Genomic DNA, 13,159 nt, shown 5'->3' with positions numbered 1-13,159 from the left:
GCCGTTCCGGTGCGACGGACCGGCTTCGGGACGGCAGTCGCGCACCGGGGCCGAGCAAGGAGGCGATGCCGTGAATCCCTTCACGACGGGTCAGGACGCCCCGGCCGCTCCCGCCCCGCCGCTCGCCAGCGGCGGGACTGCCCGGCGGGCCCCGTCACCCGCCACCGGCCCGCGCAAGACGCCGAAGAGACCGATGCCGCCGATGCCGCCGAAGACACGGACCGGCACTGCCGTCGACATCGCCGACGCCATCGATACCGTCGGCGGCGTGCACACGGACGCGCTTGCCCACGACTCCGGTGCCGTCGTACGCACGTACTCCAGCGACGCCCCCGCCGTCACCCGCACCGGCTCCCGCACCGGCATTCGTACGCGCACCGGCACGGGCGTTCGAGAGGACGTCTCCGGAGCCGGCCCGGCCGCTCAGGCGCCCGGGCCCGGCACGCCCACCGACGACTGGACCGACCTGCACACCCGCTGGAGCGGCCTCGTCCACGGGCTGGCCCGGCAGGCGCTCGGCGACCCGCGCGAGGCCGAGGACGTCGTCCAACAGGTGTTCACCGCCGCCTGGCGCGGCCGGAGCGGCTACACACCCGAGCGCGGCACCTTCTCCGCCTGGCTGGTCGGCATCACCCGCCGGAAGATCGCCGACGCGCTGGCCGCTCGTGCCCGCCGTGCCGAACTGGCCGTGGCGGCCGCGGGACTGCGGCCCGTCCCGGTCCTCGCCCCGGAGGACGACCCGGAGCGCGCCCTCGACCGGATCGTGATCGCCCACGCACTGGACGGTCTCAGCGAACCACAGCGCCGCGTGCTGCGCCTGGCCTTCTACCAGGACATGACGCAGACCCAGATCGCCCACGCCACCGGCTGGCCGCTGGGAACGGTCAAGAGCCACGCCCGGCGCGGGCTGGACCGGCTGCGGCACAGCCTGGAGACGCGGACTCCGCCGGCCGGCGGGACGCGCGGCCTCGCCGCGACCGGGCGAGGCTGTCCGGTGACGGACGACGGCAGGGGAGGGGACGAGGGAGGAGACGAGCATGCGTGACGACGACGCTCCGGGTACCCGGCGGCCCGAGGAGGCGGCGACGGGCCGCGACGGCACCCCGGAGGACCACCGCCCGGCGGGCACCCCGCTCACCTGTCTGGTGACCGGTGCGACGGGATACATCGGCGGCCGACTGGTGCCGGAACTCCTGGCGCGCGGCCACCGGGTGCGCGCTCTGGCCCGTACGCCGGACAAACTGCGCGACCAACCGTGGGCCGGGCAGGTCGAGACGGTCCGGGGAGACGTGACCGACGCCGCCTCGATGGCCCGGGCGCTGGCCGGCGTGGACGTGGCCTACTACCTCGTCCACGCCCTCGGCAGCGGGCACGACTTCGAGGACACCGACCGCGCCGCCGCCCGCGTCTTCGGCACCCAGGCCCGCCGCGCGGGCGTCGGCCGCATCGTCTACCTGGGCGGGCTCACCCCCGGATCCGTACCCGAACGGGAGCTGTCACCCCATCTGCGCTCCCGTGCCGAGGTCGGCCGGATCCTCCTCGCCTCCGGAGTGCCGACGGCCGTCCTGCGCGCCGCGGTGATCATCGGGTCCGGCTCGGCGAGCTTCGAGATGCTGCGGTATCTCACCGAACGGCTGCCCGTGATGGTCACCCCTCGCTGGGTGCGCACCAGGATCCAGCCCGTCGCCGTCCGGGACGTCCTGCGGCTGCTGGCCGGCTGCGCCCACCTGCCCCGCGACGTGAACCGCTCCTTCGACATCGGCGGCCCCGAGGTCCTGACCTACCGCGACATGATGCGCCGCTACGCCGCCGCGGCCGGGCTGCCCCGGCGGGTGATCCTGCCCGTGCCCGTCCTCACCCCCGGCCTGTCCAGCCACTGGGTCGGCCTGGTGACCCCGGTCCCGGCCTCCCTTGCCCGGCCCCTCACCGAGTCCCTGCGGTACGAGGTGGTGTGCCGCGAGAACGACATCGAGCGGTACGTGCCGAACCCGCCCGGCCACCCCCTGCCCTTCGACCGGGCCGTCGCCCTCGCCCTGCGCCGGGTCCGCGAGGCCGGCGTCGCCACCCGCTGGTCCTCGGCCTCCGTCCCCGGCGCGCCCAGCGACCCGCTCCCCACCGACCCGGACTGGGCGGGCGGCAGCCTCTACACCGACGTCCGCGAACGCGAGGCCGCCGCCTCGCCCCGGGCGCTGTGGGAGGTCGTCGAGGGGATCGGCGGCGAGAACGGCTGGTACTCCTTCCCGCTCGCCTGGGCGGTACGCGGCCTGCTCGACCGCTTCGCCGGCGGCGTCGGCCTGCGCCGGGGCCGCCGCGACGCCCACCGGCTGAGGGTCGGCGACTCCCTGGACTTCTGGCGGGTGGAGGAGATCGAACGCGGCCGGCTGCTCCGGCTGCGCGCCGAGATGCGTCTGCCGGGCCTGGCCTGGCTGGAGATGCGGGTCTGCGACGACGACGGCGCCACCGCCACCGGCACCGCCACCGGCACCGCCACCGGCACCGGCACCGGCACCGGCACCGGCGGTGACAGTGGGTGGGGCGGTGCCGGCCGGGCGGAAGGCCGGGACAGCGCTCCCGGCCAGAGCACGAGCGGGCCCGTCCGCTACCGGCAGCGCGCCCTGTTCCACCCCCACGGGCTGCTCGGCCACGCCTACTGGTGGAGCGTCCGGCCGTTCCACGCCCTGGTCTTCGGCGGGATGGCCCGCAACATCGTGCGCGCCGCCGAACACGCGGCACCGGCAAAGGACCGGCGCGGCGCGGGCGCGCCCGCGTCCCCCGACCGGACCGGGAACCCCGGCGCCCGCACCGGTCCACGACCCCCCTCCGGAAGAAGCTGACGCCCATGCGCGTGTCCGTCGTCCTGTTCACCGCCGATCTGCGCCTGCACGACCATCCGCCGCTGCGGGCCGCCCTGGAGTCGTCCGACGCGGTGGTCCCGCTGTTCGTCCGGGACCCGGCGGTCGAGGCCGCCGGATTCGCCGCGCCCAACCGGCGTGCCTTCCTCGACGACTGCCTGGCGGACCTGGACACCGCGCTGCGCGAGCGGGGCGGCCGGCTCGTGGTCCGTTCCGGCGACCCGGCCGAGGAGGTGTGCCGGGTGGCGGCCGGGACGGACGCCGTCGAGGTCCACATGGCGGCCGAGTGCAGCGCGTTCGCGGCCCGCCGCGAGGAGCGGCTGCGCACGGCCCTGGAACGGGACGGCCGCCGGCTGTCGGTACACGACACGGTCACCACCGTCGTACCGCCCGGCCTGCTGACCCCGGCCGCCTCCGACCACTTCGCCGTCTTCACCCCGTACCACCGGCACTGGGCACAGGTGCCCCCGAGGCCGGTGTACGGCGCCCCGCGCACGGTCCCCGTGCCCGGCACGGCCCGCGGCGAGAGGCTCCCCGCGGGCCGACGGGGAGCGGCGACGTCCCCGGGCCTGCCGCCCGGCGGCGAGAGCCGGGCCCGCGCGGAGGTGACCGCCTACTGGCGCCGGGGCCTGGATTCGTACGACACGACGCGCGACGACCTGGCGGCCGACGCCACCTCACGGCTCTCGGCCCACCTCCACTTCGGCACCCTGTCCCCGGTGGAACTCGTACACCGGGCACGGCGGCACGGCGGCGCGGGCGCCGAGGCGTTCGGCCGGCAGCTCGCCTGGCGCGACTTCCACCGCCAGGTGCTCGCCGCACGGCCGCACGCCGCCCACGCCGACTACCGCACCAAGGGCGACCACTGGCGGTCCGAGGACACCGCCGGCGCCGACATCGACGCCTGGAGGGAGGGCCGCACCGGCTACCCCGTCGTCGACGCCGCCATGCGGCAACTGCGTCACGAGGGCTGGATGCACAACCGGGCCCGGCTGCTCACCGCGAGCTTCCTGACCAAGACCCTCTACGTCGACTGGCGGATCGGGGCCGCCCACTTCCTGTACTGGCTGGTCGACGGCGACCTCGCCAACAACCAGCTCAACTGGCAGTGGATGGCCGGCACCGGCAACGACACCCGTCCCAACCGGGTCCTCAACCCGCTTGCCCAGGCCCGGAAGTACGACCCGCAGGGGGACTACGTACGCCGCTGGGTTCCCGAACTCGCCGGGCTCCGTGCCCCTTCGGTGCACGCACCGTGGCGCCTTCCCGACGAGGAACGCGCCGTCCTCGACTACCCGGACCCGATCGTCTCCCTCTCCGACGGACTCGACCGCTTCCGCCACGCCCGGCGCCGGGGCACCCGGCCCTGACCGGCACCCGGCCCGGGCGCTGACCGGCAGCGGCTTCGAGCGGCGGTGGACGGCGGCCGACTCACCGGCGGCCGGTACGACGACGGAACCGCTCCCCGCCGACCGCCGCCTCCGCCCAGGGTCAGCCTCCGCCTCCGCCCGCCCTCTGTCGGCGGCCGTCCCCGCCCCGCGCCGCGGCCCAGCGCAGCAGCGCCGAACGCCCCCGGTCCGGAACCGTCCACAACGGGTGCCCGGCGAGCCCCCACCGGCGCAACAGCGTGTTGGCCGCGAGGAAACCACTGGTGGCCGCCCGTTCCATCAGGGCCACCGGCAGCCCGGTGCGGACCGCGTCGCCCGCGACGACCAGTCCGGGGGTGGGGGTGTCCACCGTGGGCCGGTCGCCGTGACCGCCGACCGGGAAGAGGGGGCAGTCCGACCGCCACTCGTGCCGGGCGTCGACCACCCCGGCCTGCCGCGTCTCCGGGTACACCCGGTGCAGTTCGCCGAGCAGCTCCTTCGGGACGGTCGTCCGGTCGGCGTCACCGGCCTGGGCGTAGGCGTGCAGTTCGACGACCGAACCGCCGGTGCGTGCGGCCCAGCGGGCGGCCTCGCCCTCCCAGGCGCTGAGCACACTGACGTTGTCCAGGGCGCCATGGCCGCTGGTGCCGAGAAAGCCCGGCCGGTCCGCCCGTACGGGGGCGTCCAGCCACAGGCGGGAGACCAGGAACGGGGGCGCCGTCCGCAGCCGCGCCACGCGCTCGCGCCAGCGCGCGTCCCCGAGCCCGCCGGAGCGGGCCACCAAAGAGCGCAGACCGGCCGGGTCGAGGGCGAGCACGACGGCGTCGTACGGCTCCTCGTCCACCTCCGAGGCCACCGTGAAACCGCCCTCGGGGCGGACGGAGACGGCCCGCACCGGGGTCCCGGTGCGCAGCCGCGCGCCGAGCCGGCCGAGCCGTGCCGCGAGCGGGTCCCACAAGGCCTGGGGAAACGGCTCCCGGGGTACGTCGAACAGCAGGCCCTCGGCCGAACCGAGGAAGTAGATGTGGAACATCAGCGCCATCTCCGCCGCCGACAACTGCCGGGGATCGGCGAAGAAGCTGCGCGAGAACACCTCGAACGCCAGATGCCGGGCCGCCGGCGGAAAGCGGACGGACTCCAGGAAGTCGTACGCGCTGATGCGGTCCAGCCGGTCGTACACCGCGGGCACCCGCACATCGAGCAGTGGCAGGGCCGCGCCCGGCCGCATTCGGAGCAGGTCGCGCGGGCCGAACGAGTCGCTCAGCGCCACGAATCCGAGCGCGCTCAGCGGCGGGGTGCGCGGCACGCGCCGGAAGCCGTCCCGCCGGCCGTCGGAGTGGACCAGGGGATAGTCGGGCAGTCCGGTCAGCCGGTCCAGACCCGGGTCGGTGCGGCGCAGCAGGGCACGCAGGTTGTAGTACTGCCGGAAGAAGGCGTGGAAGCCACGGCTCATCGTCACCGTGGTCCCGTCCGCGAGCCGGGTGGGCCATCCCGCCAGCCGTCCGCCGAGCTGCTCCTCGCGCTCGCAGAGGGTGACGCGCACCCCCCGTTCGGCCAGGGCGGTCGCGGCGGTCAGCCCCGCGATACCGCCGCCGACGACCATCGCGCGCGGCGCGCCGCTCCCTTCCGCGCGGGCGGCGCCGGGTGACGCGGGCAGCAGCCGGGCGCGCCGGTCCCGGCCCGGCCGCGTCCTGGAGATACCGGAGGCGAACCGGCCGGCCGGGCCGGTCATCGCGCCGCCCGCCCGGAGCGCCGGACGAGCGCGACGAACCCTGGGCGAGGGGCGAACCGGACGAGGACGGGGGCCGGATCGGGGGTGTGCGGTGCGGACATGGCATCTCCGGGGTCGGTGTCGGGACGGCCTGAAGGGGCGTGAGGGGGAGTCTCAGGAGGTGTCGGGGCCGCGTCGCGGGACGAACGGCAGGCCGAGGGCCGAGCGCAGCATCGCGGGTACGGGCACGTGCAGGCCCATGGACAGGTCCTCCGCCAGGCTGGTGCGGCCGTCGAGGAAACGCAGCAGCCGGCCGGCGGGCACGCGCGTGAAGAGACGCGTGAAGAAGGCCGGGCCGTCGATCCGGCCCCGGTCGAGGGCATGCAGCAGAACGGCGTCCATCAGCAGTGAGCGGGCGGGGTGCGGGCACGGCGGCAGCGGGTGCCGTCCCGTGTGCAGCGCGGCGGCCACCGCGGCGGTCTGCCGGCCCACGGCGCCGAAGGCGTACCCGGTCGCGGGCCGGATCGCACCGGCCGCCGCCCCGATCCGGAAGACGGACGCGGCGCTCCTTCGGGGGAAGACCGCGTCGGTCATCGGGATCACCCCTTGTTCGTACGCCGTGACCTCGTGGTCGCCGATCCGCAGCACCCGCCCGGTGTACTCCCCGAGCGCCCGGTCGTAGGCGCCTTGGCCGAGCGGACGGCGGGAGAACTCCGTGTACTCGACGAGCGCCTCGCACGGGCCGGTCGGCAGGACGTAGCCGAACGAAAGACCGTGCGCGGGCTGGGGGGTGCGGAAGTCCATCAGTTCGACGGCGGCCGTGTCGAACACGGGCCGGCGGGCCCGGACGAACCAGCCCCGGAAGTGCTGGAGCAGCGTCGTGCGGGCGGGCGGCAGAACACGCGGCGGGCGGGAGTCGAACACCCACCGGGCCCGTACGCGCACCTGGCCGCCGTCCGCCCGGCGGGCGTGCACCAGCGCGCCCCCGGGCAGCGGTTCGATCCGCTCGACGACGGCCTCGACGGTCCGTACGTGCGGGCTGCCGGCGAGCGCTCTGCCCGTCAGTTCCTCGAACGCGGCGGAGGACAGCATCTTGTACCGCAGCGGCGCGATGCCACGGTCGACCGCCCGCCCGTCGTGCGAGCGCACCCGCAGCCGCCGCCAGCTCGCGGACAGCACCTCGTCGTACGGCCCGGGGCCGGTCTCCCAGTAGCACCAGGTACGCCGGGGCGCGCGGAACGGCCCCGGCGGCGCCGCGAGCAGCACCGCCGTCACCTGGTGGGCCGCCTCGGGCGGTCGGGCGAGCCGTAGGGCGAGCGACAGTCCGGCGGCCCCGGCGCCGACGATGGCGACATCCGATTCCATCTCCCCGTCCGTCTTTGGCGTCACGTCCGGTGTACCTCCGTCTCCAGCCCGTGGTCCGGTCCCGGCCCGGTCCCGACCCGTCCGGTGTTCTTCCCGGTTTCGCCCGTGCGGTCCGGGGCCAGTCGGGGTGGTGGTTCGGGTCCCGTTCCTTCTTCCCGCCGGCCGGCCCGATCGGATGCGGGCGGAGCCCGCCGCGTACCCCCGTCGCCGCCGATCCACCGGACAGCGCATCCGCCGAGGCCCTCCATACGGAATGTGTCGCGGAGAAGGAAGCACGACCAGCGTGAGCACGGTGCGCGAAGCCCGGCTCCACCGGCGAGAGGACCCGCGATGCGTATCGACCAGGCGAGTGGCCGCCATTCGGCGGATCCGCTCCGCAGACCGCCCGCGGCGGACCGCTCCCCGGAACCCGGCGAACCCGCCGCGACTCCGAGCCCGGGCCCGTCTCACGCCCCGTCTCACGCCCCGGATCAGACCCCGGGTCCGGCCGCGGCCCAGGCACCGGTCACCGCGCGCGCGGTGGACGAGGACGTGCCGGGCGCGGTAGGCCGGGAACTCGACGCCCTGCTCGCCGGCCGCCTCGGCGACTGCCGCGCACTGGATCCGGTGTTCGCACACGACATCGCCGAGCGCGTCGCCCGCTTCACGGCCGCCGGCGGCCGGCGCATCCGCCCCCTGCTGGTCTGGTGGTCCTTCCGCGCGTGCGGCGGGGACGACACCCGGGTGGCCGCGGTACTGCGGACGGCGGCGGCCCTCGAACTGCTCCAGGCGTGCGCCCTGGTCCACGACGACCTGATGGACCGGGCGTCCACCCGCCGGGGCGCGCCCGCGCTGCACACGGACGTCACCCGTCAGTACACCGTCACGGTGTCGCCGCTCGCCGCCCACCGGCTCGGCGCCGGTGCCGCGGTGCTCGCCGGGGACCTCGCCCTGGCCTGGGCGGACGACGCGTTCACGGGCGCACTGCTGGATCCGGCGCTCTCCTGGGACACCGCGCACCGGCTGAAGGATGTGTGGGCCGCGCTGCGGACCGAGATGGCGGCCGGCCAGTATCTCGACCTCCAGGGGCAGGCCACCGCCGACCGCACCCGGGTCCGGGCCGTGCGGGCCGCCTGTCTCAAGAGCGCGCGGTACACCGTCGAACGCCCCGTCGAACTGGGCGCGGTGCTCGCCGGAGCCGGCCCCGACACCCTCGGGGCGCTGCGCCGGGCCGGCCGCTGCGCGGGCCTGGCCTTCCAGCTCCGGGACGACCTCGACGATCTCTTCGCCGACCCCTTCGCCACCGGAAAGCCCTCCGGCGGAGACGTACGCGAGGGCAAGCCGGCCTACCCACTGGCCGTGGCCCGGGGGCTCGTCGCCGCCGCGGGCGACCGGTACGCGCTGCGCGTGCTGGAGGAGGCGCGGGGCCGCGCCGACCTCACCGACGAGGAACTCGGCGAGGTACGAGACGTGGTGGTCGCCACCGGCGCCCGCGATCTGGTGGAGAGGCGGATCGCCCGGCTCTCCGAGCGGTGTCTGCGCCTCTACGACGAGACGCCCCCGGACCCGGCCGCACGCCCACGGCCCTTGGCCCGGCGCGATCCGGCATCGTACCCGCTGACGCCCCGTACGCCGGCACCACACGCACCAGGAGCGGGCGGCCTCGCACCGCACGATCCCGTACCGCTGTACGACCCCGCACCACCGGCGGATTCCGCACCTCCTGCCGATCCCGCCCGGCCCGGCCCGGCACCGTACGCATCCGCACCCCATGAATCCGCACCGTATACACCCGCACCGCACACACCGGAACCGTCCGCGGCGGCCCGGTTGCGGGCGCTGCTCGCCGAGATCACCGGTGCCCAGGGCCGGGCCCCCGGCCGGCCGGATCCCTCCGGCGCGGCGGGCCGGCCTCCGGCCCCGGACTCCGTCCTGACCGGCACGGGCTCGGAGCCGGGCCGGTGACCCGGACCGTCACCGGCCCCACCGACCACGTCGTGGTCGTCGGCGCCGGTCTGGCCGGGCTGTCCGCCACCTTGCATCTGCTCGGCGCGGGCCGCCGGGTCACCGTGATCGAGCGCGACGCCCGCCCCGGCGGCCGGGCCGGGCGGCTGGAGTTCGGCGGCTACCTCGTCGACACCGGCCCCACCGTGCTGACCATGCCGGACATCGTCGACGAGGCCTTCGCCGCGGTCGGCGCCGCCCTGCGCGACCGGGTGGAACTGATCCCGGTGCGGCCCGCCTACCGGGCCCGGTTCGCCGACGGCAGCGCCCTCGACGTGCACACCGACGCCGAGGCGATGGAGGCGGAGGTCGAACGCTTCGCCGGCGGGGCCGAAGCCGCCGGGTACCGGAGGCTGCGCGACTGGCTGGGCCGGCTGTACCAGGCGGAGCGGGGCCGCTTCCTCGACGCCGACTTCGACTCGCCGTTCTCCCTGCTCACTCCCGATCTGGTACGGCTCGCCCTGCTCGGCGGATTCGGCCGCTGGGAGGCCCGCGTCGCCCGCCATCTGCGCGACGAACGGCTGCGCAGGGTCTTCTCCTTCCAGTCCCTGTACGCCGGTGTGTCACCCGAACGGGCCCTTGCCGCGTACGCGGTCATCGCCTTCATGGACACGGTCGCCGGGGTGTACTTCCCCCGTGGCGGGATGTACGCCCTGCCCCGGGCCATGGCCGACACCGCCGCCGAGCACGGGGCGGTCTTCCGCTACGGCGAACGGGCGACCCGCCTGGAACGCCGGGGCGACCGGATCACCGCCGTCGTGACGGACCAGGGCCGAGTCCCCTGCGACGCCGTCGTCCTCACCCCCGAACTCCCGGTCGCCTACCGACTGCTGGGCCGCGCCCCGCGCCGCCCGGTACGCCTGGCCCACGCCCCGTCGGCCGTCGTCCTGCACGCCGGCTGCGACCGCACCTGGCCGGAACTGGCCCACCACACCCTGTCCTTCGGGAACGCGTGGCGGTCCGTCTTCCGCGAACTGACCCGAACCGGCGAGCTGATGAGCGATCCCTCCCTGCTGATCACCCGGCCCACCACGACCGACCCGGCGCTCGCCCCGCCGGGCCGCCATCTGCACTACGTCCTCGCCCCCTGCCCCAACACCGCCATCGGCCCCGGCGGCGCCGATTGGACGGACCTGGCCCCGCGTTACCGGGACGGCCTGCTGCGGGAACTCGACCGCCGGGGCCTCGCGGGCATCGCCTCCGCCATCGAGGCCGAGCACCTGGTGACCCCGGCGGACTGGTCCGGACAGGGATTCGCGGCGGGCACCCCGTTCTCCGTCTCCCACACCTTCGCCCAGACCGGTCCGTTCCGGCCCCGCAACCTGGTCCGAGGCACCGCCAACGCGGTCCTGGCGGGCTGCGGCACCACACCGGGCGTGGGCGTGCCCCCCGTCCTGCTGTCCGGAAAACTGGCCGCGGCCCGCATCACCGGCAGCCCCGGACCAGGCCCAGGCCCCGGCCGACGCCCCGGCTCCCGGCCCGGATCCCGCCCGCGCGCGGCCTCCGGCGGACCAGGAGCGCCGGTCGTCACGGAGGTCCGGCCATGACGGCACGCGAACTGAACGCCGCGGGCATCACCGACCCGGTCCTGCGGGCCGCCTACCGCCACTGCCGCGTGCTGAACGCCCGGCACGGCCGTACGTACTTCCTCGCCACCCGTCTCCTGCCCCCGGCCCGGCGCCCCGCCGTGCACGCCCTGTACGGCTTCGCCCGCTGGGCCGACGACATCGTCGACGCCTTCGACGCCCTCGATGCCCGTGACCCGCGTGACCCGAGTGCCTCGCGTGACCGGCTCGGGGCCCGCGGCATCCAAGTGGCCCGCCGCGCCGCTCCCGTCGGTGTCCCCGGCCCGTCCGGGGCCCCCGGGACCGCCCGCAGGGCCGCGGCCCTCGACCGGCTGAGCGAGGACCTCACCCGGGGGCTCACCGGAGGACACGGCGTCGCACCGGCGGTCGTCGCCCTCGCGGACACCAGCCGCCGCTACGCCATCGACCACCGGCACTTCGCCGACTTCCTGACCGCCATGCGCAGCGATCTGACGGTCACCGAATACGCCTCCTACGACGATTTGCGCGCCTACATGCACGGTTCGGCGGCCGTGATCGGGCTGCAACTGCTGCCCGTCCTCGGCACCGTGGTGCCCCGGGCGGACGCCGCTCCGTACGCGGCCGAACTCGGCGTCGCCTTCCAGCTCACCAACTTCCTGCGGGACGTGGGGGAGGATCTCGACCGGGGCCGGATCTACCTGCCCCAGGACCTGCTCGCCGCCCACCGGGTCGACCGGAGTCTGCTGCGCCGCTGCCGGGACAGCGGACGTACGGAGGCCCGAGTGGTCGCCGCCCTGCGGGAGTTCGCGGCGCTCACCCGGTCCGCGTACCGGCGAGCCGCGCCCGGTGTGCCACTGCTCCAGCCCGTAGCCCGCCCCTGTGTCCGTACGGCGCTCGTACTGTACGGCGGCATCCTGGACGCCGTCGCCGCCGACGGCTGGACGGTGCTGCACCGCCGCGCCGCGGTACCCGGCGGGCGCCGTGCCCTCGTCGCCGCCGACGGCCTGCTGCGCCTCGCCACCGCCCGCCTCGCAGCCCGGTGCGGGACGCGGCCCGCCGCGACCGGGCACCCTGGCCCGAACTCCTTTCCCGGGGAGGTCTCGTGACCCGCCCCCTCCCGCCCCGGCGCGAACGCCTGCCGGTGCGCCTGCGCCGGGCCCCCGTCTCCTGGGAGCGGCAGCGGCCGGCCTGGCGCGACGCCCGGCCCGCGCTGATCGCGGCCGCCCTCGCCCGGGCGGAGGCCCGGGCGAGCGGCAACTGGTACGTCGTCGGAGCCACCCGCGAACTGCGCCCGGACCGGCCGCTGGGCCGTGTCGTCGCGGACCGCGAAGTGGTCCTGTGGCGCGACGCGCGGGGACGCCTCGTCGCCGGACCCGGAGTGTGCCCGCATCTGGGCGCACCGCTGCGGGACAGCCCGGTGTGCCGAGGCACCCTGGTGTGCCACTGGCACGGACTGGCCCTCGAAGGGGGGCCGTTCGCGGGCTGGACACCCTGGCCCGCCCATGACGACGGGGTGCTGCTGTGGGTCCGGCTGGACGAGGTGGGCGGCGAGGAGGCCACCGACGCGCCGCGGGTGCCCGACCGCCCCGCGACCGGCCGGGCACTGACGGCCGTGTACACGGGGACGGGCCGCTGCGAGCCGCAGGACGTGGTCGCCAACCGGCTCGATCCCTGGCACGGGGCCTGGTTCCACCCGTACTCCTTCGCGGACCTCACCGTGGTGAGCGCCCCAGGACCCGACGAGGACGGCGATAGCGCCGAGGCCGGAGCGGCCGAAGCGGCGGGCCACGCCGACGCGTTCGTCGTCGACGTGTCCTTCCGGCTCGGCGGACGCCTTGTCGTGCCCGTCCGCGCGGAGTTCACCGCGCCGGGCCCGCGTACCGTCGTCATGCGGATCGTCGAGGGCGAGGGGGAGGGTTCCGTCGTGGAGACCCACGCGACCCCGCTCGGCACCGACGCACTGGGCAGGCCCCGCACCGCCGTGGTGGAGGCCGTCCTGGCCACCTCCGGACGGCGCGGATTCCCGGTGGTACGCCGCGCCGAGCCGCTGCTGGCCCCGTTACTCCGCGCCACCGCGGGGCGTCTGTGGCGCGACGACCTGGCCTACGCCGAGCGGCGCTGGAGTCTGCGCTCCACGGGCCGTTTCCCGGGCTGAGCCGGTCGCCGCGACGCGCCGTCCCCCGCCTCATCCGCACGACCCGCCCATCGCCCCTCGGGAGACGGGGGATCCGAATTCTCATCGGGTTCGCATAGTCCCAGGCCGGAGCGGTGACCGAGGCCTCTTCGGGCTCCCGGGCGGGCGGCCCGCACGGCGACACCGGCCACGAACCGCCG

9 protein-coding genes are annotated in these 13,159 nt (G+C 76.0%); 7 read left to right on the top strand and 2 right to left on the bottom strand.

Going from position 1 to position 13,159, the window contains the following annotated elements; all coding sequences use genetic code 11:
- The first annotated feature begins 70 nt into the window (after positions 1-70).
- Genes ACGFRB_RS03320 through ACGFRB_RS03310 form a run of 3 tightly spaced genes read left to right on the top strand, consistent with a single transcriptional unit; the run spans position 71 to position 4,222 of the window.
- Entirely contained in the window at positions 71-1,045 is a 975-nt protein-coding gene (locus ACGFRB_RS03320) for an RNA polymerase sigma factor (protein WP_393238340.1), read from the top strand.
- Positions 1,038-2,834: an SDR family oxidoreductase gene (locus tag ACGFRB_RS03315; RefSeq protein WP_393238337.1), complete on the top strand. Its 1,797-nt coding sequence runs from the start codon at positions 1,038-1,040 to the stop codon at positions 2,832-2,834. Before ACGFRB_RS03320 ends, ACGFRB_RS03315 begins: the two co-directional genes overlap by 8 nt.
- A gap of 5 nt (positions 2,835-2,839) precedes the next feature.
- Complete coding sequence (locus tag ACGFRB_RS03310; RefSeq protein ID WP_393238334.1) at positions 2,840-4,222, top strand: cryptochrome/photolyase family protein; 1,383 nt, start codon at positions 2,840-2,842, stop codon at positions 4,220-4,222.
- Between the two features lie 121 nt (positions 4,223-4,343).
- On the opposite strand, the gene ACGFRB_RS03305 is transcribed toward ACGFRB_RS03310, so the two are convergent.
- Both ACGFRB_RS03305 and ACGFRB_RS03300 read right to left on the bottom strand, forming a co-directional pair.
- Positions 4,344-5,951, bottom strand: a complete 1,608-nt coding sequence (locus ACGFRB_RS03305; protein WP_393238331.1) for an FAD-dependent oxidoreductase — start codon at positions 5,949-5,951, stop codon at positions 4,344-4,346.
- A 153-nt stretch (positions 5,952-6,104) separates the two neighbouring features.
- A complete protein-coding gene (locus ACGFRB_RS03300) occupies positions 6,105-7,295 on the bottom strand; it encodes a lycopene cyclase family protein (RefSeq protein ID WP_393239413.1) in 1,191 nt (396 codons plus the stop codon).
- 519 nt (positions 7,296-7,814) lie between these two features.
- Here ACGFRB_RS03300 and ACGFRB_RS03295 point away from each other — a divergent pair.
- The 4 genes from ACGFRB_RS03295 to ACGFRB_RS03280 are packed head-to-tail and all read left to right on the top strand — an operon-like array spanning position 7,815 to position 12,980.
- Positions 7,815-9,239 carry a polyprenyl synthetase family protein gene (locus ACGFRB_RS03295; protein ID WP_393238328.1) on the top strand — a complete coding sequence of 475 codons (1,425 nt, stop codon included), beginning with the start codon at positions 7,815-7,817 and terminating at the stop codon, positions 9,237-9,239.
- Positions 9,236-10,825, top strand: a complete 1,590-nt coding sequence (gene crtI / locus ACGFRB_RS03290; protein ID WP_393238325.1) for a phytoene desaturase family protein — start codon at positions 9,236-9,238, stop codon at positions 10,823-10,825. The genes ACGFRB_RS03295 and crtI overlap by 4 nt, the downstream gene beginning before the upstream one ends.
- Positions 10,822-11,931: a phytoene/squalene synthase family protein gene (locus tag ACGFRB_RS03285; RefSeq protein ID WP_393238322.1), complete on the top strand. Its 1,110-nt coding sequence runs from the start codon at positions 10,822-10,824 to the stop codon at positions 11,929-11,931. The genes crtI and ACGFRB_RS03285 overlap by 4 nt, the downstream gene beginning before the upstream one ends.
- Positions 11,928-12,980, top strand: coding sequence for a DUF5914 domain-containing protein (locus tag ACGFRB_RS03280; protein WP_393238319.1), 1,053 nt, complete (start codon positions 11,928-11,930; stop codon positions 12,978-12,980). Before ACGFRB_RS03285 ends, ACGFRB_RS03280 begins: the two co-directional genes overlap by 4 nt.
- The last annotated feature ends 179 nt before the right edge of the window (positions 12,981-13,159 follow it).

This window comes from Streptomyces sp. NPDC048718, from assembly GCF_043198875.1.
Lineage (GTDB): Bacteria > Actinomycetota > Actinomycetes > Streptomycetales > Streptomycetaceae > Streptomyces.
The sequence above is the reverse complement of the archived record's forward strand: the minus strand, read 5'-3'. Positions and strand labels throughout refer to the sequence as shown.